The organism is Streptomyces coeruleofuscus, assembly GCF_039532725.1.
GTDB lineage: Bacteria > Actinomycetota > Actinomycetes > Streptomycetales > Streptomycetaceae > Streptomyces > Streptomyces coeruleofuscus.
The window spans coordinates 173,839-196,160 of sequence record NZ_BAAASE010000004.1 but is presented as its reverse complement, the minus strand read 5'-3'; the positions used below and the strand labels follow the sequence as shown (position 1 = coordinate 196,160).

The 22,322-nt window shown below is 73.1% G+C and carries 16 protein-coding genes; 6 read left to right on the top strand and 10 right to left on the bottom strand.

From position 1 onward, the window contains the following. Positions 1–140: 140 nt before the first annotated feature. Complete coding sequence (locus ABFX81_RS16285) at positions 141–884, top strand: ALF repeat-containing protein (protein WP_428837182.1); 744 nt, start codon at positions 141–143, stop codon at positions 882–884. Between the two features lie 48 nt (positions 885–932). Here the strand turns inward: ABFX81_RS16285 and purH are convergent, their stop codons facing one another. Next, a complete protein-coding gene (gene purH / locus ABFX81_RS16275) occupies positions 933–2,495 on the bottom strand; it encodes a bifunctional phosphoribosylaminoimidazolecarboxamide formyltransferase/IMP cyclohydrolase (protein WP_086845386.1) in 1,563 nt (520 codons plus the stop codon). Beyond that, positions 2,492–3,130 (bottom strand): phosphoribosylglycinamide formyltransferase, encoded by a 639-nt coding sequence (gene purN / locus ABFX81_RS16270; protein ID WP_086845388.1) that lies wholly within the window; start codon positions 3,128–3,130, stop codon positions 2,492–2,494. The genes purH and purN overlap by 4 nt, the downstream gene beginning before the upstream one ends. A gap of 321 nt (positions 3,131–3,451) precedes the next feature. On the opposite strand from purN, the gene ABFX81_RS16265 reads away from it, so the two are divergent. After that, on the top strand, positions 3,452–4,228 hold the full coding sequence (locus ABFX81_RS16265; protein ID WP_086845390.1) for a hypothetical protein: 777 nt from the start codon (positions 3,452–3,454) through the stop codon (positions 4,226–4,228). 16 nt (positions 4,229–4,244) lie between these two features. Here the strand turns inward: ABFX81_RS16265 and ABFX81_RS16260 are convergent, their stop codons facing one another. Then, entirely contained in the window at positions 4,245–5,987 is a 1,743-nt protein-coding gene (locus ABFX81_RS16260; RefSeq protein ID WP_086845392.1) for a cell division protein PerM, read from the bottom strand. Between the two features lie 96 nt (positions 5,988–6,083). Between ABFX81_RS16260 and ABFX81_RS16255 the strand changes: the two genes are divergently transcribed. Further along, positions 6,084–7,562 (top strand): sigma factor-like helix-turn-helix DNA-binding protein, encoded by a 1,479-nt coding sequence (locus ABFX81_RS16255; RefSeq protein ID WP_086845393.1) that lies wholly within the window; start codon positions 6,084–6,086, stop codon positions 7,560–7,562. A gap of 158 nt (positions 7,563–7,720) precedes the next feature. Here ABFX81_RS16255 and sucD read toward each other — a convergent pair whose 3' ends face one another. The 6 genes from sucD to ABFX81_RS16225 all read right to left on the bottom strand — a co-directional run bounded on the left by sucD (position 7,721) and on the right by ABFX81_RS16225 (position 16,796). Next, positions 7,721–8,605, bottom strand: a complete 885-nt coding sequence (gene sucD, locus ABFX81_RS16250; protein ID WP_010036416.1) for a succinate--CoA ligase subunit alpha — start codon at positions 8,603–8,605, stop codon at positions 7,721–7,723. 21 nt (positions 8,606–8,626) lie between these two features. Then, positions 8,627–9,805, bottom strand: coding sequence for an ADP-forming succinate--CoA ligase subunit beta (gene sucC / locus ABFX81_RS16245; RefSeq protein WP_086845395.1), 1,179 nt, complete (start codon positions 9,803–9,805; stop codon positions 8,627–8,629). 574 nt (positions 9,806–10,379) lie between these two features. Beyond that, a complete protein-coding gene (locus ABFX81_RS16240; RefSeq protein WP_346138245.1) occupies positions 10,380–11,543 on the bottom strand; it encodes a hypothetical protein in 1,164 nt (387 codons plus the stop codon). Between the two features lie 307 nt (positions 11,544–11,850). Further along, positions 11,851–13,014 (bottom strand): VWA domain-containing protein, encoded by a 1,164-nt coding sequence (locus tag ABFX81_RS16235; protein ID WP_086841618.1) that lies wholly within the window; start codon positions 13,012–13,014, stop codon positions 11,851–11,853. Between the two features lie 139 nt (positions 13,015–13,153). Then, on the bottom strand, positions 13,154–15,580 hold the full coding sequence (locus tag ABFX81_RS16230) for a DUF5682 family protein (RefSeq protein ID WP_346138244.1): 2,427 nt from the start codon (positions 15,578–15,580) through the stop codon (positions 13,154–13,156). A 40-nt stretch (positions 15,581–15,620) separates the two neighbouring features. Next, positions 15,621–16,796: an ATP-binding protein gene (locus ABFX81_RS16225; RefSeq protein ID WP_346138243.1), complete on the bottom strand. Its 1,176-nt coding sequence runs from the start codon at positions 16,794–16,796 to the stop codon at positions 15,621–15,623. A 145-nt stretch (positions 16,797–16,941) separates the two neighbouring features. Here ABFX81_RS16225 and ABFX81_RS16220 point away from each other — a divergent pair, with 145 nt between their 5' ends. Both ABFX81_RS16220 and ABFX81_RS16215 read left to right on the top strand, forming a co-directional pair. Then, on the top strand, positions 16,942–18,297 hold the full coding sequence (locus tag ABFX81_RS16220) for an SWIM zinc finger family protein (RefSeq protein ID WP_346138242.1): 1,356 nt from the start codon (positions 16,942–16,944) through the stop codon (positions 18,295–18,297). 328 nt (positions 18,298–18,625) lie between these two features. After that, positions 18,626–20,302, top strand: coding sequence for a DUF5691 domain-containing protein (locus ABFX81_RS16215; protein ID WP_086853921.1), 1,677 nt, complete (start codon positions 18,626–18,628; stop codon positions 20,300–20,302). A gap of 170 nt (positions 20,303–20,472) precedes the next feature. Here the strand turns inward: ABFX81_RS16215 and icmB are convergent, their stop codons facing one another. Further along, on the bottom strand, positions 20,473–20,889 hold the full coding sequence (icmB, locus tag ABFX81_RS16210; protein ID WP_037673345.1) for a coenzyme B12-dependent isobutyryl CoA mutase small subunit: 417 nt from the start codon (positions 20,887–20,889) through the stop codon (positions 20,473–20,475). A gap of 500 nt (positions 20,890–21,389) precedes the next feature. Between icmB and ABFX81_RS16205 the strand changes: the two genes are divergently transcribed. Continuing rightward, positions 21,390–22,253, top strand: coding sequence for an alpha/beta fold hydrolase (locus ABFX81_RS16205; RefSeq protein WP_086853919.1), 864 nt, complete (start codon positions 21,390–21,392; stop codon positions 22,251–22,253). Positions 22,254–22,322 lie beyond the last annotated feature (69 nt).

Below are 22,322 nucleotides of genomic sequence, written 5' to 3'. Positions count from 1 at the left end.
CACGTCCTGCGGCCCGCCGGTCAACACCCGGCGGGCCGCAGGCAGTTCGAGGTGCCGGACGGCTCCGAAAACCATCCGTCCCCCTGCCCCGGATATGCGAACATGCTCTCGATTCCCTTGACCTGGAGGATGGTTCGCGCATGAGACTCACCCGTGGTGCCCTGATCGTCGCCGCCGGCGCCCTGGCCCCCGCCCTGCTGCTCACCGCCCCGGCCTTCGCCACCGGGACGGCTCCCGCGTCGGCCGCCGTGGCGACGGCGTCCCCGGCGGACGGCACGCCGGTGGACGAGATGTCGGAGGAGGACCTCCGGATCGCGATCCTGCGCATCCTGGCGGACGAGGACAGCGGCCGCGGAGTCGTACGCGAGGCCAACGAGGCGCTCGACGGCACCGTGGAGGACATGCGGGAGTTCCTGAAGACGGGCTACCGCCTCGCACAGGCCGAGGACGACCGCGTCGCCATCGTCCGCATCCTGAGCGACCCCGACTCCGGCCGCGGCGTCAAGAGAGAGGCCGGCAAGGCCCTCGACGTGAACACCCCGGAAGCCCTGCGCGCGTTCCTGGAGACCGGCTACCGCCTCGCACAGGCCGAGGACGACCGCGTCGCCATCGTCCGCATCCTGAGCGACCCCGACTCCGGCCGCGGCGTCAAGAGAGAGGCCGGCAAGGCCCTCGACGTGAACACCCCGGAAGCCCTGCGCGCGTTCCTGGAGACCGGCTACCGCCTCGCACAGGCCGAGGACGACCGCGTCGCCGTCGCGCGCATCCTGGCCGACCCGACCATCAGCGACGCGCTCCGGGCCGCCGCCGAGGAGGTCATCGACGGCACGCCGGAGGAGCTGCGGTACTTCCTGGAGGTCGGGCAGTACGAGGTGGACGGCTGAGCCGTCGGGAGAGCGGGCCGGCGGTGCCGCCGGCCCGCTCCGCCGCCGTCAGTGGAAGAAGTGCCGCGTCCCCGTGAAGTACATCGTGATGCCGGCCTTCTGCGCGGCCTCGACGACCAGTTCGTCACGGACGGAACCGCCGGGCTGCACGATGGCCTTGACGCCGGCGGCGCCCAGGACGTCGATGTTGTCGGGGAACGGGAAGAACGCGTCCGACGCGACGTACGAGCCCCGGGCCCGCTCGGCCCCGGCCCGCTCCACCGCCAGCTTGCAGGAGTCGACCCGGTTGACCTGCCCCATGCCGACGCCGACCGAGGCACCGTCCTTGGCGAGCAGGATCGCGTTGGACTTCACCGCGCGGCAGGCCTTCCAGGCGAAGGCGAGCTGCTGGAGCTCGTCGGCGTCCAGTGCCTCGCCGGTCGCCAGCGTCCAGTTGGCCGGGTCGTCGCCGTCGGCCTGGAGCCGGTCGGTCACCTGGAGCAGCGCGCCGCCGTCGATGGGCTTGACCTCGACCGGGGCGGAGGGCCCGTCGGGGCAGCGCAGCACGCGGATGTTCTTCTTCTTGGTGAGGGCCTCCAGGGCGCCGTCCTCGTAGTCGGGCGCGACGATGACCTCGGTGAAGATCTCCGCGACCTGCTCGGCCATCTCCTTGCTGACCGGCCGGTTGACCGCGATCACGCCGCCGAACGCGGACAGCGGGTCACAGGCGTGCGCCTTGCGGTGCGCCTCGGCGACGTCCGCGCCCACCGCGATGCCGCAGGGGTTGGCGTGCTTGATGATCGCGACACAGGGCTCGGCGTGGTCGTACGCGGCACGGCGGGCGGCGTCCGTGTCCGTGTAGTTGTTGTACGACATCTCCTTGCCGTGCAGCTGCTCGGCCTCGGCGAGGCCGCCGCTGCCGGAGACGTACAGGGCGGCGGGCTGGTGCGGGTTCTCGCCGTAGCGCAGGGTGTGCTCGCGCTCCCAGGTGGCGCCGAGGAAGTCGGGGAACTGCGACTCGTCGACGGGCGCGTAGGAGGAGGCGAACCAGGAGGCGACGGCGACGTCGTACGCGGCCGTGTGCTGGAAGGCCTCGGCGGCGAGCCGCTTGCGGGTGGCGAGGTCGAAGCCGCCGCCCTGGACGGCCTTGAGCACATCGGCGTAGCGGGCCGGGCTGGTGACGACCGCGACCGAGGGGTGGTTCTTGGCGGCCGCCCGGACCATCGACGGACCGCCGATGTCGATCTGCTCGACGCACTCGTCGGGGGTGGCCCCGGAGGCGACGGTCTCGCGGAACGGGTAGAGGTTGACGACGACGAGGTCGAACGGCTCGACACCCAGCTCGGCGAGCTGCCGCTGGTGGTCCTCCAGGCGCAGGTCGGCGAGGATGCCGGCGTGGACCCTGGGGTGCAGCGTCTTGACGCGGCCGTCCAGGCACTCGGGGAAGCCGGTGAGCTCCTCGACCTTGGTGACCGGGACGCCGGCAGCGGAGATGCGGGCGGCCGTGGACCCGGTGGAGACGAGCTCCACACCGGCCTCGTGCAGGCCGCGGGCGAGCTCCTCCAGCCCGGTCTTGTCGTAGACGCTGACGAGCGCCCGGCGAAGGGGCCGCTTGTTGCTCTCGGCGGTCACTGGATAACTACCTTTCGTCCCTCAATGCGATAGCCGTTGCGGGCGAGCCGCCCCACGACCTCGACGAGCAGCCTTCGCTCGACTTCCTTGATGCGCTCGTGCAGAGCGCTCTCGTCGTCCTCGTCCCGGACCTCCACCACGCCCTGGGCGATGATCGGTCCGGTGTCGACGCCGTCGTCGACGAAGTGGACGGTGCAGCCGGTGACCTTGGCGCCGTACGCGAGCGCGTCCCGTACGCCGTGGGCCCCCGGGAAACTCGGCAGCAGGGCGGGGTGCGTGTTGACGAACCGCCCGCCGAACCGCGCCAGGAACTCCTTGCCGACGATCTTCATGAACCCGGCGGAGACGACGAGGTCGGGCTCGAAGGCGGCGACGGCCTCGGCGAGAGCGGCGTCCCACTCCTCGCGGCTGCCGTAGTCCCTGACCTTGCGCACGAAGGTCGGCAGCCCGGCGCGCTCGGCGCGGGCCAGCCCCTCGATGCCCTCGCGGTCGGCGCCGACGGCCACGACCTCGGCCCCGTACGCCCGCGCACCGGCGGCGTCGATCTCGTCGAGGAGCGCCTGAAGGTTGGTGCCGGATCCGGAGACCAGCACGACCAGGCGCTTGGCGCGCTGGGCCACGGGCTTGGCGGCCACGGTGGGGGCCTTTCTCGGGGGAGCGTCTGTCCAGGCGGCCGGCCCCGGCATTTTGTGCATTCATACGAATGCTTCGCGCCCCCGGATACGGGGAAGCCTACGAACCGGCCGACCGTCAGCAACGATACCGGCACACCGGGCGGCCCCCACGGGACGGGGGGACGGCCGGAAGGTAGCGTCTGGGCGGAGCCGGTTCGGGAACGCCGTCCGGACGTGATGCGTTCAAGAGGTGGCGGGCCCGGGTCCGACACCGTTCAGTTCTGTCCACTCGTCCCTACTCTTCGATTCATTCCTACTCATCCACGGGAAGACGCTCACTTGATGCCGGACCGCAGCATGCGACTCCTCACGTTCCCCCAGCTCTCGGCGCAGGGAGGGGAGCGCGGCAGCGTGCTGCTGCGGGAGCGCCCCAGCTCACCACCCGACGCGCCTTCGGACGGCGACCGCGGCGACGAGCGGGGGCGCGGGTCCCAGGAGGACAACCCGTTCGCCCCGCCGCCCGAGGGCACCCCGGACCGGCCCTGGCAGCCGCGGCGCCCGTCGGGCGACGACTCCCAGGACGGCGGGGAGGGGGAGCGCGGGCCGTGGGCCAGGAAGTGGAGCGACCGGCAGCCCGGCCGCTCGTCCGGCGGCTTCGGCGACCGCCCCCGCGGCGGCCCCGAGGGACCGGGCGACCCCAAGGGCGGCCAGAACCCGCGCTGGGACCCGACTGACCCCGCCCAGCGCCATGCGCGCTACGCCCTGCTCTCGGGCATGTGGGCCTTCTTCTTCGCCCTCTTCAGCTGGCCCTACGTGGCACTGCTGCTGGGCGCGCTCTCCCTCTACTGGGGCATCAGCGCCCTGCGCGCCAAGCCCCGCAGGGCCGACCCGGACAGCCCGGCCCCCGAGCAGACGGGCCGCCCCCAGACGACGGCGGCGGTGAGCGGCCTGGTCACGGCATCCCTGGCCATCGCCCTGGTCGCCGCGTCCTTCACGGCCCAGCTGGTCTACCGCGACTACTACACCTGCACGAACGACGCCCTCACGAACGAGGCCAGGCAGTCCTGCACGGAGCTTCTGCCGAAGGAGCTGCGGGGGTTGCTGGGGGCGAACGACTGACGGGCGGCCCGCCGCCTCACGGGGTTTCCGGCTCGGGCGCGGAGTCAGGCGGAGGCAAGGCGCCGTAGGGCTCGGAGGCCGGGTCGGTCGGCAGGAAGTCGTACGGATCGAACGCGGTGTCGTCCCGCTGCTCCCGGAGGCCGTACAGGGGGTCGTGGCCGAAAGGGGCGTAGGGGGCCTCCGCTGTGGCGGGTGAGGGGTTCGGCTTCGCGTCCCCGTCGGGCGGGGAGGCGCCGCCCCCGGCGACTCGGGCGATCCCGGCGATTCCTGTGCGTGTGAACCAAGCCCGGGCGGAGCGCGTGCTCTTCCACGGTCGCCTGGCCTTTCGGGCGCCCGCCGCCGGTTCCTCCCTTCGCTTGCCGATCCTCGGACCGTCCGCCTCGGGCGCACGGCATCTCCAGGCCCGTACCGTCACCGCCGTCGGGACGGCCACCAGCACCAGCCACGCCAGTGCCGCCGCACCCACCTGCCACCACACCGGACCGAACCGGGCCAGGACGGTGACTCCGAGCGGCCCGCCCGCCAGCGCGGCGAGACCCGCGAGTGCGGCCGCGCACAGCACGGCCGCGAAGGCGGCGGCACGAGCGGTGCGCCCCGGTGGCCAGACGGCACCGCACCCGCCGCCCGGCCGCGTCCCGCCGTGCTCTCCGGAGGCCGCCCCCCGCGCCACGACCCAGCCGACGACCACCCCGGCGGCCACCGGCACGGCACCGGCCGTCCAGTGCACCAGCCGCCCCTCCCCCGCCTCGGGCACCGCCGCCAGCAGCGGGAACGGCGGCAGGAACGGAGCCGGCGCGGAGGACAGCGGGCTGACGACATGGCCGGCGCCGAGGGCGAAACCGGGGCCGAGGGCATAGGCGGCACCCCACACCGCCGCGTTCGGCAGCAGGGCCGCACACAGCAGCAGCACCGCGAAGCGTCCCGACCACCCCTCCGTCAGCCGCAGCAACGCCGCCTGGGCCGCAGCGCCGTGCCCCAGCAGTGACACCGCCACCAGCAGCGCACCGCCCCCGAGGAGCACCGCCGCACCGGCCGCCGCGGCCCGTGCGGCGACACCCGGGCGCCCCTCCGGCCCGAGGGCCAGGGGCCGTACGCCCACCGGCAGCACGCCCAGCAGCCGCCGCAGCGGCCCGCCCGGACGGCCGTAGGCCGACCACACTCCCGCCCCCGCCGCCATGACGGCGACCAGCGGCACGCACACCCCGGCCCACACCCATGACGGCCGCAGCACACCGCCCGCGGCGTACAGGGCGGCGGGCGCGGCGACAGCGAGGTAGCCGAGGACGACACCCGTCCACGCGGTTCGGGCGGAGACCAGCGGTGGCCCGGCCCCCATCGCGATGGCCACGACCTTCTCGATTCCGTCGTCGAAGCCGTCGCCCCCGTCCACCGTCCCGCCGTCCGTGGCGTCCCGCGCCGCCCGGTGCAGCAGCCACACCGGCAGCGCGAGCAGCAGCAGCGGCGGGACACCCACGGGAGCCGGGACGCCGGCGAGCGTGTCGGTGCGGACCAGTTCGGCTCCGTGGGCCAGCAGCCACAGCGCCGCCGCCACATGCAGCGCGCCGCCGGGCCCGCTGTCGGGATACGGAGAGGTGATCCACAGCATCATCACCAGCACGGCGAACGCCGCGAGTCCAAGTCCTGCCGCGACCGCGCCGCCCACGAGGGCGTCGGCCAGTCCGGGCGAGCGGTCGCGCATCCGGGTGAGCAGGGGCGACGGCTGACGTCGGCGAGCGGTCATCTCGATCACGCCCGCCATGCTGCCAACGACACGCGCTTTCCCGTCGTAACAGGCGAAGCCTCGCTGTGTCGCTCAATATACGTTTATGTACTTTTCCGTACGGAGGGGCGCCCTGTGACACAGAGCCCTGCCATCCCGCTCCCCCCGCCCAAGGAACGCCGACGCCTGCGCGAGGCCGCCTCTCTGACGCGGGCTCAGCTGGCCTCCCGGGTGGGCGTCACCAGCGAGACGGTGCGCGGGTGGGAGACCGGCCGCTCGACGCCGCGCGGCCGGAAAGGGGAGAAGTACGCGAAGCTGCTGAACTCACTGGGTGCGGAGGCGGAAGTGACACCGCCTCATACGGAGGGCGAGACCGCCACCGCGGGCGATCGGAGCCGCACCTCGGCCGGGGACCGGAGCCGGGACTCCGGCAGGAACCGGGGCGGCCGCACCGCTGTCACGGACCAGGACCACACCGCCGTCGGCCACCGCAGCCGCGCCTCGGCCACCGAGCACGGCCGCGTCACCGACCGCAGCGGCGCCTCGGCCTCCGAACACAGCCGCGTCACCGACCGCAGCGGCGCCTCGGCCTCCGAACACAGCCGTGTCACCGACCGGAACCACGCCATCGCCACCCATCACGGCCACACCTCCGTGACCGACCATCGCCACACCACCGTCACCGACCGCGACTACACCGCCGTCGCCGACCGCGGCCGCACCACCGTCACCGGTCGCGGCCGCACCACCGTCACCGGCCGTGGTCCCGTCCCGGCCCGTGCGGCGGCCCCGCGGCGGCCGGATGACGCGGCCGCCGCCCTGACCCCCGCTCAGGCCTTCGACGCGCTCTACACGTTCTGCGCGCCCGCGCTCGTCCGGCAGACCTATCTGCTGACCGGCCGCCGCGAGCTGGCGCGGGAGGCGGTCGAGCGGGCCTTTCACATCGCCTGGCACCGCTGGCCCGAGGTGGCCCGCGACCGTGACCCGGCGGGCTGGGTGCGGGCGGTGGCGTACGACTGCGCCCTCTCCCCGTGGCACCGGTTCCGCCTCCGCCACCGGCGCCCCGAGCCACCGCCCTCCGACGCGTTCGACCGCGCGCTGCTGGACACCCTGCTGAAGCTGCCGCCCTCGTACCGCCGCACGCTGCTGCTGTACGACGGTGTCGGTCTCGGCCTGCCGGAGACGGCCGCGGAGACGGAGGCGAGCAGCCGGGCGGCCGCGAACCGGCTGAGGCACGCGCGGGAGGCGGTCGCCGAACGGCTGCCGGAGCTGGCGGACCCGGAGGTGCTCCACTGGCGGCTGGTCGAACTGGCCTCCATCGAGCGGCTGCGGGCCGCCAAACCGCTCGTCGTGCGCCGCGCCGGGGAACGCCGCGCCCGTTTCTGGACCCGGGCCGCCATCGCCTTCACGATCGCCCTGATCGGAGCCACGGCCCTCACCGCCCGCACGGCCCCCACGCACTACGAGCCACCGGTGCCGCAGGGCGAGACCGTCGAGGACGTGCCGCCCCCGATCGCGCCCGGGCCGCTGTCGGAGTCGGAGCAGGAGCTGCGCGCGAAGCTGCGCGAGGAGGAGCTGCGGGGGCCGGTCCGGCTGATGCCGCAGCCACGGTGACGACGCCTGCCTGGGCGCTTGTTTCCGCTTCAGCTTCAGCTTCCGCTTCCGCTCCGCGCAACGGCGGTGGGCCCGCCCCCGTGCAGGGAGCGGGCCCACCTGTGAGCTGTACGACTGAGCCGCAGGGCGCTGAACCCTTGCTCAGCCCGCGCGGCTGCTCAGCCGGCGAGGATCGCGCGCGCCAGCTTCGCCGTCTCGGTCGGCGTCTTGCCGACCTTGACGCCGGCGGCCTCGAGGGCCTCCTTCTTCGCGGCGGCCGTGCCGGAGGAGCCGGAGACGATGGCGCCGGCGTGGCCCATGGTCTTGCCCTCGGGCGCGGTGAAGCCCGCGACGTAGCCGACGACCGGCTTCTTCACGTTCTCCTTGATGAAGGCCGCGGCCCGCTCCTCGGCGTCGCCGCCGATCTCACCGATCATGACGATCAGGTCGGTGTCGGGGTCGGCCTCGAACGCGGCGAGGGCGTCGATGTGGGTCGTCCCGATGACCGGGTCGCCACCGATGCCGACGGCGGAGGAGAAGCCGATGTCCCGCAGCTCGTACATCATCTGGTACGTCAGCGTGCCGGACTTCGACACCAGGCCGATGCGGCCCGGCTTGGTGATGTCGCCCGGGATGATGCCGGCGTTCGACTGGCCCGGCGTGATGAGGCCGGGGCAGTTCGGGCCGATGATCCGGGTCTTGTTGCCCTTGGACACGGCGTACGCGTAGAACGCGGCTGAGTCGTGGACCGCGATGCCCTCGGTGATGACGACCGCGAGCGGGATCTCGGCGTCGATGGCCTCGACGACGGCGGCCTTGGCGAAGGCCGGCGGGACGAAGAGGACGGATACGTTCGCGCCCGTCTTCTCGATCGCCTCGGCGACCGTGCCGAAGACCGGGATCTCGTTGCCGTCGATGTCGACCGAGGTGCCCGCCTTGCGGGGGTTCACGCCACCGACGATGTTCGTGCCGTCGGCCAGCATGAGCTTGGTGTGCTTCATGCCCGTGGCACCGGTCATGCCCTGGACGATGACCTTGGAGTCCTTGTTGAGGAAGATAGCCATGGCTGTTTAGTCCCTCGTCCCTTACTTCGCAGCCGCGAGCTCGGCGGCCTTGTCGGCCGCGCCGTCCATGGTGTCCACGCGCTGGACCAGCGGGTGGTTGGCGTCGGAGAGGATCTTGCGACCCAGCTCGGCGTTGTTGCCGTCGAGGCGGACGACGAGGGGCTTGGTGACTTCCTCGCCCTTGTCCTTGAGCAGCTGAAGCGCCTGCACGATGCCGTTGGCGACCTCGTCGCAGGCGGTGATGCCGCCGAAGACGTTGACGAACACGGACTTGACGTCCGGGTCGCCGAGGATGATCTCCAGGCCGTTCGCCATGACGGCGGCGGAGGCGCCACCGCCGATGTCGAGGAAGTTGGCGGGCTTGACGCCACCGTGCGCCTCACCGGCGTACGCGACGACGTCCAGGGTGCTCATGACGAGACCCGCGCCGTTGCCGATGATGCCGACCTCGCCGTCGAGCTTGACGTAGTTGAGGTTCTTCTCCTTGGCGGCGGCCTCGAGCGGGTTGGCCGCCTCCTTGTCCTGGAGGGCCTCGTGCTCCGGCTGACGGAACTCGGCGTTCTCGTCCAGGGAGACCTTGCCGTCGAGGGCGATGACCTCACCGGAGGCGACCTTGGCCAGCGGGTTGACCTCGACCAGGAGGGCGTCCTCCTTGATGAAGGTGTCCCACAGCTTGACGAGGACGTTCACGACCTTGTCGGCGACCTCGGCCGGGAACTTGGCGGCCGCGACGATCTCGCGGGCCTTGGCCTCGGTGACACCCTCGTTGGCGTCGATCGGCGTCTTGGCGACGGCGTCGGGGCGGGTGGCCGCCACCTCCTCGATCTCCATGCCGCCCTCGACGGACGCGATGGAGAGGAAGGTGCGGTTGGCACGGTCCAGGAGGAAGGAGACGTAGTACTCCTCCACGATCTCCGGGGCCGTCTCGGCGATCATCACCTTGTGGACCGTGTGGCCCTTGATGTCCATGCCGAGGATGTTGGTCGCGTGCTCGACCGCCTCGTCGGGGGTGCCGGCGAGCTTCACGCCGCCGGCCTTGCCACGGCCGCCGACCTTCACCTGGGCCTTGACGACGGACTTGCCACCGAGGCGCTCGGTGGCTGCGCGGGCCGCCTCAGGCGTGTCGATGACTTCACCGGCCAGCACCGGTACATCGTGCTTGGCGAAGAGGTCCCTCGCCTGGTACTCGAACAGGTCCACGCGCTTCCGTCCCTATCAGTGATCTCGCGGTTCGTTGTCTGCGTGGGCGTGCCGCGAGGGCAACGTGACGTCCGCCGTCTGTCACAAGGGAGGCGCACACGGTGTCCGAGCGCGCGGCATGTCCGTCTCGCAGGTTATCGCTGCTTGCGGGGGGCCTCTAAATCGAGGGTCACACCTGAGCGGTGATACCTGTCACATGATGCCGCACTCTCTGGCACGGCGTGCCTGGGGTGAGGGGCCTCACCGGGCTGGGGTTGACCCGGTGAGGCCCGACTGACACCCCCGGAGGACCACAAAGCCCCTGTTCTAGGGCCCGGCGCTCCGGGGCGCGGGGCGGTTGGTCCCCACCCCGATGGGGACCACCCGACCCCATCCACGAGGTTTCGGCCTCGGACGACCGATGGTTTTCGACCGTCTGGAGGCGATGCCTCGTGAAGTCGGTGGGGTGAGGTGAGGGCGCGGGGTGTGCTCGTCGGTGAGTCAGGGGTTGGTGCACGGCCTTGGCGCTCGCGTGCCCGGGACGATGCCGAGGGCTGCCTGATGAGCGGGACCGAAGAGCGGCGGTCTCCCCGTGCTAGCCGGGGAAGACGGGGATGTCCTGGTGACCGTCCCGGGTGTCGGCCGCGCGGGAGCGGGCCGCGACACCGGGCAGGAGCCTCAGCGGGGCGCGGTGGCTCACCGTGACGGCGTGCGGGTCGCCGTGGCGCGACGGGCCGTTGTCGGCCGTGGTCCGGTTGCCGAGCGTGTGGTCGGGCCGACCTGCGGGTGCGTGCCCGCCCGGGCCGTGTCCGGCGTGGTCGGACGGTCCGACGTGGTGTGCGGGTCTGGTGCGGTCCGCGGGTCCGGTGTGGCCGGCGTGCCCTGTCCAGACGGCGGCATGGTGTCCGGCGCCGCGCACGACGGTGTCCGACCCGGCGGCGGCGAACTCCGCCCCAGCGGCCCGTCCGACGGAGGCGGGCCTGTCGGCCGGGGACGGCGCCTTTCTGCCCGGCTGTGGGTCGGCGGTGACTGGTGCGAGGAGGGGGTGGCCCGGGAGCGCGGGGTAGCTGGGGCGGCCGGGAAGCCCGGGCGCTTCCGGGAGCGTGACTTCGCCGGTGGGGGGTGCGGGCGGGGGTGGGAGGAGCTCCGACGGCCCCGGGAGGTTCGGGAGGTCTGGCAGGTCTGACAAGTCCGGCAGTTCCGGGAGCACTGGCAGTTCGGGGAGCACGGGCAGGTCCGGCAGCTTCGGCGGCGTCTGCGGCTTCGGGGCCGCTGGTGGATCGGGCGGTGCGGGCAGCTCGGACAACACCGGCAGCTTGGGCGACGGCAACGACGAGGACGACGCCTTCGCCCGCGCCTCTCCCAGCCCCTCGGACACCGCCTCGCCGGTGTCACCGGCCACCCGTACGACCCGCTCTCCCGCGGTTCTCGCGTCGACCCCCGCCAGCGGAACCCCGTCCGCTCCGGACACGGAGCGAGGGTCCCGCGAGTCGATCCACCCGGCCGAGGCGTGCGCGGTGGGCCGCTGCCGGGGCTCCCGGGCGTGGGCGTCCGGCCGGCCCCTGCCTGCCAGGACATGAGCGTCAGATCGGGCCAAAGGCCTCTGCTCGCCGGCGACCCACCCCGCCGCGCCGTCCGTCAGCGCCCGCACGCCGTCCGCCGCATACGCCCGTTCCCCGCACAGCAGCCCGATGACGAGCATGCCGCCCACCAGCAGCACCACTCGGAGCGCACACCACCCGGCCGCTGTGCGCGGCATGCGCGCAGCGGCACCGGGCAGGACTGGTGACCAGGTCAAGGGGGAGAGTTTCCTCCCGTGCTACGGAACAAGCGCGGAACGCATCACGCGTCACGAGCGACGAGTCGGCACGACGCGGTGCTGCCCGGCGCGGCACGACGCACCGCCGAGCAGGCGCCGATCCTCGCACGGGAGTGCGGAGGTTACGCAAGCCCTTTCCCGCTGATGGCCAGTCATATCCGTTCGGCCGACCGGAGTCGGACGACGACACATCGGCACATCGCCATCCGACATCCGGTCGCCCCTCACCACCGCGGTCCCCGGCACGTCACGCCGCATCCGGTATCGGCAGCGGACGCTTCTCGATCGCCGCCGCCATCACCTCCGGGAACAGATCGGGCGTGCAGGCGAACGCCGGTGCCCCCAGCGCGCCGAGCGCGGCCGCATGCTCCCGGTCATACGCTGGCGCTCCCTCGTCCGAGAGCGCCAGCAGCGTCACGAACTGCACCCCCGAGGCCTTCATCGCCGCGACGCGCTTGAGCATCTCGTCCCGTATGCCTCCCTCGTAGAGGTCGCTGATCAGCACGACCACCGTCTCCGCGGGCCGGGTGATCTGCGACTGGCAGTAGGCGAGTGCCCGGTTGATGTCCGTGCCACCGCCCAACTGCGTCCCGAACAGGACGTCGACAGGGTCGTCGAGCTGGTCCGTGAGGTCGACGACCGCCGTGTCGAAGACGACGAGTCGCGTGGAGATCGTCCGCATCGAGGCGAGCACCGCTCCGAACACCGATGCGTACACGACGGATGCCGCCATGGATCCCGACTGGTCGATACAGAGGATGACCTCCTTCTTCGTGGACTGGGACGCCCGCCCGTACCCGATGAGCCGCTCCGGCACGATCGTTCGGTACTCGGGCAGGTAGTGCTTGAGGTTGGCCGCGATCGTGCGGTTCCAGTCGATGTCGTGATGGCGGGGCCGGCTGATCCTGGCGCTGCGGTCGAGGGCGCCGGTGAGGGTGGCCCGGGTGCGGGTGGCGAGCCGCTTCTCCAGGTCCTCGACGACCTTGCGCACGACGGCCCGTGCCGTCTCCTTCGTCGTCTCGGGCATGGCCTTGTTGAGCGACAGCAGCGTGCCGACGAGGTGCACGTCGGCCTCCACCGCCTCCAGCATCTCCGGCTCCAGCAGGAGCGTGGCGAGACCGAGCCGGTCGATGGCGTCGCGCTGCATGACCTGTACGACGGAGGAGGGGAAGTACGTCCGGATGTCGCCGAGCCAGCGCGCCACGGACGGCGCCGACGCCCCGAGCCCCGCCGAACGGTCCCGGCCTCCCTGCGGCTTCTCGCCCTTGCCGTAGAGCGCGGTGAGCGCTCCGTCCATCGCGGCGTCCCGCCCGGACAGTTCGCACCCGGTGCCGTCCGCCGCGTCGCCCCCGAGCACGAGCCGCCACCGCCGCAACCGCTCCCGCGCCGGGTCCGTCACCTCGGCCGTCATCCCCGTCCTCCCTCGCGAGGCCGTTCCCACAGCGGGATCACCGGCACGGCCGTCGTCGGCCGGCCTTCCGCCGACGACCCGTCCCCCACGGTGTCTCCCGTGTCCGCGCTCGGAGTCGATCGCCTCAGTCCGTCGGTCGTCATCCCGTCACCCCCACCAGGTCGTTGCCGATGTGCTCTTCCCCTTCGTCCAGCCCGAGCAGCAGCCGCACGACCGGCAGCACGGCGTCCGCGCGCACCATGTCGAGCTCCGCCGCGAAGCCGGGTATGCCGGAGCCTGTTCCTGCCACACCGCTCCCGGCCCCCGGTCCACGCCGGACCAGTTCGCCGAGGGTCCGCCGCACCCCGGGCTCGTACGCCGAGAACGTCCGCCGCAGCAGGGGCAGCACGTCCGTGAACGCCTCCGCCGGAACCCCGGTCAGCCACGCGTCGACCAGCCCGAGCAGCCGCTCGTCGTGCACCAGGAGCATTCCGCCCCCGGAGCCGCCTCCGACGAAGCCCTCGATCCACGCGGCCGCGTCCGCCGGTGGCGTGCCCGGGGACAGGACGAGCCCCATCAGGCGCGCCGCCTCGTCCTGCGCCAGCTCCCCGTCGTCGAGCAGGAGCCGCACGGCGCGCCCCCTGATCACCCCGGGTACGGTGTCCCGCCCGCACAGCACACGCAGCACCGACTGCCATCGGGCTCGCAAGTGACCCTGTCCTGCTGCGGGCGCGTCCCCCAGGAGCCCCACCGCCCCGTGCACCGCGTCGACATGACGCCGCATCTCCTCGGCACCGTCCGCGTCGAGCGCGGCGCAGGCCGGGGGCAGGCCGACGAAAATCCGCTCGGCCAGACCCGCCGCGACCTCTCCCAGCGCCCCGGTGTCCGTGCCGCGCACATCGCCGTAGCGCAGGGAGCGGACCAGCGCCGGCAGCGCCTGGGCCAGCTGGCCGACGTCACTGTCGAGGGCCGCCCGGTCAGCGAGGATCCGCATCACCGTCGGCAGCGCGTCGGGCAGTTCGGCCAGCAGGCAGCGCTCGGCGAGTGCGGTGACGTCGGCGAGCCCCCGCGCGGCCACGGCGTCCGCCTCGGCCTTGGCGGTCGCGGCGGACAGGACGGTCGTCCCCCACACCCCGGCCTCGGCGACCCGTACGGACAGCTCGGGCTCCCAGTGCAGCCGCCACGTCTCCCGGAACGTGCCCGTGCTGCCGCGCGAGGCGGCCGGCTCGCCCCACGCGACGCCGAGCAACCGCAGCCGGTGCAGCAGTCTGCTGCGGGCGGCATCGGTCTCCTTGCGCAGGTCGAGCTCCAACTCCCGCTCCAGCGCCTCCGGCTTCAGCCGCAGCCGGCGCTGGAGCCGGGCGAGGTCCCGCTGCAACGGAACAGCCGGCGCCGACGCAGGCACCTCCCCCAGCACGTCCCCCACGATCAGCCGGTCCTGCACCAGCGCCAGCGGCACGTCCGAGCCCTCGCACATCACCGCCCGCACCGCGTCGGTCGTCTCGCTCAGGCCGGGCAGCGGACGGCCGCGCATCGCGGCGAGCGTCTCGGCCAGCCGCACGGCCTCGATGACGTGCGCGGAGGAGACGAGCCGGTCCTCGGCCCGCAGCAGCCCCGCCACCTTGGTCATCCACCGCTCGACCGGCCGGTCCGGGGCGCTGAACAAGTGCCCGTACCAGCCCGGCGAGTCGATACCGGCGCCGTACCCGCTGATCCGGGACAGCCGGCGGTGGGTCCACGGCACCCACGTCATGTCCGTCTTGACCTTGGGCAGCCCCTTCAGCAGCGCCTTGTCGGCGGCGACGGTGGCCTTCCGCCGCAGGGCGGGCACATGCCACGCCCCGCACACCACGGCCACCCCGTCCTCGAACTCCCGCTGCGCGGCCCGCACCTGGATCCGCATGTACGCCTCGCGCACCAGGTCCCGGTCGTGTCCCCCGCTGCCGTAGGTCTCCCGCAGCGCCCCCATCGCCTCCTCGAGCACGGTGAACGGCGCGAGCGCGTCCCCCTTCCCCACGCCCCGGTGCTCCACGACGTCCTCCCACCACCGCTCCGGGTCGTCGTAGCCGGCGGTCTCGGCGAGCATCCCGAGCGGATCGATCCGCAGGTCGGCGGGGCCGGGGCAGGGGTCGGAGCCGGAATCGCCCTCGCTGTCCGCCGTCTCGGCGTCCAGAGGGGATTCCCCCTCCGCTCCGGCCTCGTCCTCCTGCCTCCCCCAGGCCAGCGTGTGCGTGGCCGGCAGGTCGATGAAGCGAGCCGGGACGTCGTGTTCCAGGGCCCAGCGGATGGCGACCCACTCCGGGGAGAACTCGGCCAGCGGCCAGAACGCCGAACGGCCGGGCTCGTCGACGGCATGGGCGAGCAGGGCGACCGGCGGCCGCATCTCCTCGTCGGCGGCTAGCGGAATCAGGGCATCGGCCTCGGGCGGCCCCTCGATCAGGACGACCCGCGGCCGGGCCTCCTCCAGCGCCGCCCGCACCGCGCGCGCCGACCCCGGCCCGTGATGCCGCACCCCGAGCAGCAACGGCCCCGCTCCGGCCGCCCGGCCCACGGCTTCTTCCACGCCCGTCACTTGTTCCCCTCCCATCCCTGTCCCGGCCCCGCAACCAACCCCCGCCCCGCGTCGCTCACACGCTCACCTCCCGGCAGGCGCGATAGAAGTCCTTCCAGCCGTCCCGCTCGCGGACCACCGTCTCCAGGTACTCCTGCCAGATGACGCGGTCGGCCGCCGGGTCGCGGACCACCGCGCCGAGGATGCCCGCGGCCACGTCGCCCGGCCGCAGCACGCCGTCGCCGAAGTGGGCCGCCAGGGCGAGTCCGTTGGTGACGACGGAGATCGCCTCGGCCGTGGACAGCGTGCCGCTCGGCGACTTCAGCTTCGTCCGGCCGTCGGTCGTGACACCGTCGCGCAGCTCGCGGAAGACCGTGACGACCCGGCGGATCTCGTCGAGGCCGTCGGGCGCGGCCGGCAGGTCGAGGGAGCGGCCGATCTGATCCACGCGGCGCGAGACGATGTCGACCTCGGCCTCGGGGCTCTCCGGCAACGGCAGCACCACCGTGTTGAACCGGCGGCGCAGGGCGCTGGACAGGTCGTTGACCCCGCGGTCGCGGTCGTTGGCCGTGGCGATCAGGTTGAAGCCGCGGACCGCCTGCACCTCCTGGCCCAGCTCCGGTATCGGCAGTGTCTTCTCCGACAGGATCGTGATGAGCGTGTCCTGCACGTCGGCCGGGATACGCGTCAGCTCCTCGACGCGGGCGGTCATGCCGTCGGCCATGGCCCGCATGACCGGGCTGGGCACGAGGGCGTCGCGGCTCGGGCCGTGGGCGAGCAACTGCGCGTAGTTCCAGCCGTACCGGATGGCCTCCTCCGGTGTGCCGGCCGTGCCCTGCACCAGCAGGGTGGAGTCGCCGCTGACCGCTGCGGCCAGATGCTCGGAGACCCAGGTCTTCGCCGTCCCGGGCACACCGAGCAGGAGCAGGGCGCGGTCGGTGGCGAGTGTGGTGACGGCGACCTCGACGATGCGGCGCGGGCCGACGTACTTGGGTGTGATCACCGTGCCGTCCGGCAGCGTGCCGCCGAGCAGGTACGTCGCCACCGCCCAGGGCGACAGCTTCCAGCGGGCCGGACGCGGACGGTCGTCCTGCGCGGCCAGCGCGGCGAGTTCACCGGCGAAGGCGTCCTCGGCGTGCGGCCGCAGCTCTTCCGCCTCGGTTACGTCCGCGGGTGCGCCCGCCCTCGCGTTCGCGGGCGCGGACCCGTTCTGGCTCGGGTCGACGGACGTCGGTTCTACGGACACAGGCATGGCTGAGTCCCCCTCCAGCTCGGCCGGTTCGGATCTGGCATCCACGTTGCACCACACCACTGACAATGCGTTCCGACCTGCGCAAACGCCCAGCCTGAGGCGCTCACCGACCCGATTGTCAGTGGTGGGATCTACCTTCGATGGCATGACTCAGCAGGGGGTGCGCTGGACCGCGGACCAGGTGCTGGCACTGGCGCCTGACGCGGCATCACGCAAAGCGGGGAGCAAACTCGGCGCGGCGGGGCCGTGGTCCGAGGCGGGCAGTTCCGACGAGGGGACGGTGTGGGGCCTGTGCAAGGGCAGCGGAAGCAAGCCGTATCAGACGGTCGTCGACATCGCGGGCGCCTCCGGGCCCGCGTACAAGTGCAGTTGTCCGAGCCGCAAGTTCCCGTGCAAGCACGCGCTCGGGCTGATGCTGCTCTGGGCGGGCGGCGACGCCGCTGTGCCGACGGGAGAGGCGCCGGAGTGGGCCGGGCAGTGGATAGCGGGGAGGCGTGGCCGCGCGGAGGAGAAGAAGGCCGCGGACAGCTCCGGTTCGCCGTCCGGGTCCGCTGATCCGGAGGCGGCGCGCCGCCGGGCGGAGCGGCGGGCGGAGCGGGTCACGGCGGGTGCGGTGGAGCTGGAGCAGCGCCTGGCGGACCTGTTGCGCGCCGGCCTGGCGACGGCGGAGCAGTCGGGTTACGGCCTGTGGGAGGAGACGGCGGCCCGCATGGTCGACGCCCAGGCGCAGGGCCTGGCCGGCCGGGTCCGGGAGTTGGGGACGATCCCGTCCACCGGGCCGGGCTGGCCGGTGCGTCTGCTGGAGGAGTGCGCGCTGCTGCATCTTCTCGGTCAGGGCTGGCTGCGCCGCGAGCGGCTGCCCGAGGCCCTCGCCGCCACGGTCCGCTCCCGCATCGGCCTGCCGGCCTCGGCGGACGGCCCGCCGGTGCGGGACCGCTGGCTGGTGCTCGCCCAGTACGACACGGCGGACACGCGCCTGACGACCCGCCGGATCTGGCTGTACGGCGCCGACTCGGACCGGACCGTTCTGCTCCTCTCCTACGGCGCCGCCGGCCGCGCCCCGGAGCTGGCGCTGCCGGTGGGGCTGGCGCTGGAGGCCGAGGTGTCCGCCTATCCGGGCGCCGGCCAGCTGCGGGTGGCCCTGGGCGAACAGTTCGCACCACCCGCGCCGACGGCGATACGCCCACGGGGGGTGACGACGTCCCAGGCGGCCGCCCGTTACGGCGACGCCCTGCGCGACGACCCCTGGCTGGAGTCCGTCCCGGTGACGCTGGGCCGGGTCGTCCCCACCCCGGACGGCGGCTCCTGGCAGTTGGCGGACGCGGACGAGGACGCGGCGTTGCCGCTCACTCCCTCCGCGCGCTCCCGGCCGGGTCTTTGGCGGCTCGTCGCGCTGTCGGGCGGCGCGCCGGTCAGGGTCTTCGGCGAATGCGGCCACCAGGGCTTCACGCCTCTGACGGCCTGGCCCGAGGGCCCGGGCGACGCGATAGCCCTGTGCTGAGCCGACGCCGAGCCCGACACCGACGCCGATCCCGACACCGGCGGCAATCCCGACACCGACGCCGATCCCGACACCGACGGCAATCCCGACACCGACGCCGATCCCGACACCGACGGCAATCCCGACACCGACGGCAATCCCGACACCGACGCCGATCCCGACACCGGCGGCAATCCCGTCACCGACGCCCCGACGCCAACGCCGCCGCCGACCCGGCTTTCCGACCCGACCCACCCTTCTCTCGAATCCGCGAATTTTTCAGGCATCCCGGGACAACCGGTAAGGGTGAGCCTTCAACCACCCCGGGCGCCCCACGGAAAGGAAGCTCATGAACAGGACCTCCGCTCCTGTGGACGCGCCCGCGACGGGCGCCTGGGAGGGGCTCGTCACCACGGCTCTGCTGGGCACGGACCGGCGCACCCCGCCGGGCGCCGGGCCGGGCCCGGAGGCACCGGTGGCCCTGCTGGACGCGGCGGCCGTGGAGACCGTACGCCGACGGGCCGGTCTGCGTCCGGCGCGGGCGGCGGAGCGTCCGCAGCCCGCCCCGGAGGACCCGCGTCCGCAATTGCCGCCGGCGGCCGGCCGCAGACTCGCGCTGCTGCTGGCCGACCGCCCCGGCGCGTCCGGCGGCGGCCGCCGGGGCACCGCGCCCGACCTGACGGAGCTGCTGCCCCAGTGGCTCACGGCGGCCAACGCCCGTGGTTTTGCACCGCCTCCGCAGGTGCTTCCCGCGTTGCTCGACGCGGCCCGGGGGCGTACCGACCTGCGTCCGTCGGCGCTGGAGTTCGCGGGGCCGCGGGCCCTGTGGCTGGCGCGGCTGAACCCGGACTGGCGGTTCGCCCTGCGCTCGACACCGGGCGGCGGTGCGGCCCTGCCGCATCTCGAGGACGACGACGGCGTCCGGCAGCTGTGGCAGGAGGGTCTGTTCGCCGAACGGGTCGCCCTGCTGTCCGCCCTGCGCTCCCGCGACCCTGCCGCCGCGCGCGATCTGCTCGCGACGACCTGGTCGACGGAACGGGCCGAGGACCGGCTGATGTTCCTCGACTCCCTGCGCACGGGACTGGGCCCGGACGACGAGCCGTTCCTGGAGCAGGCCCTGGCCGACCGCAGCCGCAACGTCCGGGCGACGGCGGCGGAACTGCTGTCGGCGCTGCCCGGTTCGGCGCTCGCCGCGCGGATGGCGGTCAGGGCGGAAGCGTGCGTGGCCATCGACCACACCCAGGCCACCCAAGCCACCCAGGCAGCAGGGGGCACCGAGCCTTCGGGAGCCACTGTGGCCACGCCGACGATCGCCGTCGAAGCGCCGCACGAGTGCGATGCGGACATGGAGCGCGACGGCGTCGTGGCGAAGGCGCCCGCGGGGCGGGGTGAACGGTCCTGGTGGTTCGGCCAGTTGGTGGAGGCGGCCCCGCTCGGGACCTGGTCCCGGCGGCTGGGCGGGCGGACGCCCCGGGAGATCGTGGCGCTGCCGGTCACGGACGACTGGCAGGGCGAACTGCACGCGGCGTGGTGCCGGGCCGCCGTGCGTCAGCGGGACGCCGAGTGGTCGCGCGCGCTGCTCGGGGAGCCCTCGGCACCGGAGGCGGGCGGCCCGGGCGCGGTGTCCCTGGCCGAACGCGCCAAGCTGCTCGGCACGCTGGACGCCGCCGAGCGGGCCGAGTGGGTGGCCGGCTTCATCGCGACGCACGGCCTGTCCGAAGCGTTTCAGCTGCTCGGGGTGTGCGCGGTGCCGTGGGCGCCGCCGCTCGGCCGGGCGGTGGTGGACGCGCTCAACATCGCGCGGGACGCGGGGAGTTATCCATGGAGTTTCAGCGGAGTCATGGGCTTGGCCGAGCGTTGCCTCGATCCGTCCGAGGCCGGCCGCCTCGACGCCCTGCTGGCCGTACCGGACGAGCCGGAGAACGCCTCACCCGGCGCCGGGGGCTACTGGGCGGAGGCCTTCCAGCGCCTGGTCACGACGTTGCGCCTGCGGGCGGCGATGACCGAGGAGCTGAACACTCCCTGACCACGGCCCGCTTCACGGGGCCGACAGGAGCCGCAGCGGCCGAGCGCGTTGCCGTCACGGCAGAGGGCCATCACGCACCGACGACACCCCGGGCCACCGGCCCGAACCCCGACGCCACCGGCCCGGACTCCGGCGCCACCGACCCGGACCCCGGCGCCACCGCCGGAGGCCTACGCGCCAGCCGGCTGGCGCGCGTTCGCCCGGACCCAGTCCACGATCGACGCCGTCGTCGCGCCGGGCGTGAAGATCTCCGCGACGCCCTTCTCCTTCAGCAGGGGAATGTCCGCTTCGGGGATGATCCCGCCGCCGAAGACCAGGATGTCCTCCGCGTCCCGCTCCTTGAGCAGGTCGATCACCGCAGCGAAGAGCGTGTTGTGCGCGCCGGACAGGATGGACAGCCCGATCGCGTCGGCGTCCTCCTGGAGCGCCGTGTCGACGATCTGCTCGGGAGTCTGGTGGAGCCCGGTGTAGATGACCTCCATACCGGCGTCGCGCAGGGCCCGTGCGATCACCTTGGCCCCGCGATCGTGGCCGTCGAGCCCCGGCTTCGCCACCACCACGCGGATCGGACCGGCTGCCACACCCATCACTGCCTCCATGAAGCGACTACATCCATCCGTACCGACAAGTACCGCACACATCGCGCACGTCGTACAGCACGGACACCCCGCCCCGATATGTCCGGGCAAGTGAACGAACGTTATCTCCACGATCCCGCGACCGGCAGTTTCGCGGTGCGGACCGAGGGGGAAATCACACGATGGGACAAGCGCAAGGGGAGCCGCGACGGAGTCGCCGTACCGCCGCCCCACCCACCACGCACAGCGGCGGTACGGCACTTCGGCGAAGGCACGCGGGACACGCAGGGCACGCACAGCACGCAGGGCAGACACGGCGCAACAGCGGGGAGCCTCGTCGCCGCACCGGCAGGGGACCTCGTCGCACCACTGGCGTCACACGCGCCACAAGCCGCGCTCCTTCCCCGCGGCTCACGCCGCTCACGCAGTCATCGGCCGTCTTCGCCGCTGCTTTCCACGAGGGCGCACGGGGGGCGGCTGTCCTCCCGCGCGCCGACAGGAGGTCGGCCATGAAGGTCACCAGGGCTGCTCTGCCCTTTCTTCCGTTCTGCCAGCGTCTGCTGCCGAGCCGGCTGGCGGGACTCTCCCTGGCACTCCTGAAGGCCACGGCCCTGGAGATCGCGATTCTGGCCGGGCATCTCCTCCTCTATCCCTCCGGCATCCCACAGGAGCGACGGGCCCCGGCTCCGGCCCTGCCCACGACCGGCGCCGCCCAACTGCCCACGGAGGCCAAGCCCCCGGTCGTCCTGCTGCACGGCTTCATCGACAACCGCTCGGTCTTCGTCCTGCTGCGCCGCAGCCTCGCCCAGCACGGCAGGCAGCAGATCGAGTCCCTCAACTACTCGCCGCTGACCTGCGACATACGCGTCGCGGCCGAGCTGCTCGGCCGGCACATAGAGGAGGTCTGCGAACGCACCGGCGCGCCCCAGGTCGACGTCGTCGGGCACAGCCTCGGCGGCCTGATAGCGCGTTACTACGTGCAGCGGCTCGGCGGCGACACGCGCGTGCGGACCCTCGTGACACTCGGCACGCCGCACTCGGGCACCCGAGTGGTGCCCCTGGCCGACGCGCACCCCATCGTGCGCCAGATGCGCCCCGGCTCACCGGTGCTCGAGGAGCTCACTCGGCCTGCCCCGGGCTGCCGTACACACTTCGTCAGCTTCTGGAGCGACCTGGACCACGTGATGGATCCGCTGGAGACGGCCTGTATCGACCATCCCGATCTGACGGCCGAGAACGTGCGGGTGACCGGCATCGGCCATCTCGCCCTGCCCGTGCACCCCGCTGTCGCCAACGGAATACGGCAGGTCCTCGACACGGCCCGCCCGGGTGAACCGTCCGCCGGCCGGACCGGCGGTCTGACGGTGGCCTGAGACTCGTCATACAGCCGGCACACAGCGTCGAAGCACCGATCAGCCTCGAACAAACTTCGAACACAGGGC

Coding starts and splice junctions, on each gene's coding strand:
- ABFX81_RS16220 (WP_346138242.1), top strand. CDS start 16,942: ATGACTCAGCAGGGGGTGCGCTGGACCGCGGACCAGGTGCTGGCACTG.
- ABFX81_RS16230 (WP_346138244.1), bottom strand. CDS start 15,580: ATGGGAGGGGAACAAGTGACGGGCGTGGAAGAAGCCGTGGGCCGGGCG.
- ABFX81_RS16285 (WP_428837182.1), top strand. CDS start 141: ATGAGACTCACCCGTGGTGCCCTGATCGTCGCCGCCGGCGCCCTGGCC.
- ABFX81_RS16205 (WP_086853919.1), top strand. CDS start 21,390: ATGAAGGTCACCAGGGCTGCTCTGCCCTTTCTTCCGTTCTGCCAGCGT.
- icmB (WP_037673345.1), bottom strand. CDS start 20,889: ATGGGTGTGGCAGCCGGTCCGATCCGCGTGGTGGTGGCGAAGCCGGGG.
- sucD (WP_010036416.1), bottom strand. CDS start 8,605: ATGGCTATCTTCCTCAACAAGGACTCCAAGGTCATCGTCCAGGGCATG.
- ABFX81_RS16260 (WP_086845392.1), bottom strand. CDS start 5,987: ATGGCGGGCGTGATCGAGATGACCGCTCGCCGACGTCAGCCGTCGCCC.
- ABFX81_RS16240 (WP_346138245.1), bottom strand. CDS start 11,543: ATGCCGCGCACAGCGGCCGGGTGGTGTGCGCTCCGAGTGGTGCTGCTG.
- ABFX81_RS16265 (WP_086845390.1), top strand. CDS start 3,452: ATGCCGGACCGCAGCATGCGACTCCTCACGTTCCCCCAGCTCTCGGCG.
- ABFX81_RS16235 (WP_086841618.1), bottom strand. CDS start 13,014: ATGACGGCCGAGGTGACGGACCCGGCGCGGGAGCGGTTGCGGCGGTGG.
- ABFX81_RS16225 (WP_346138243.1), bottom strand. CDS start 16,796: ATGCCTGTGTCCGTAGAACCGACGTCCGTCGACCCGAGCCAGAACGGG.
- ABFX81_RS16215 (WP_086853921.1), top strand. CDS start 18,626: ATGAACAGGACCTCCGCTCCTGTGGACGCGCCCGCGACGGGCGCCTGG.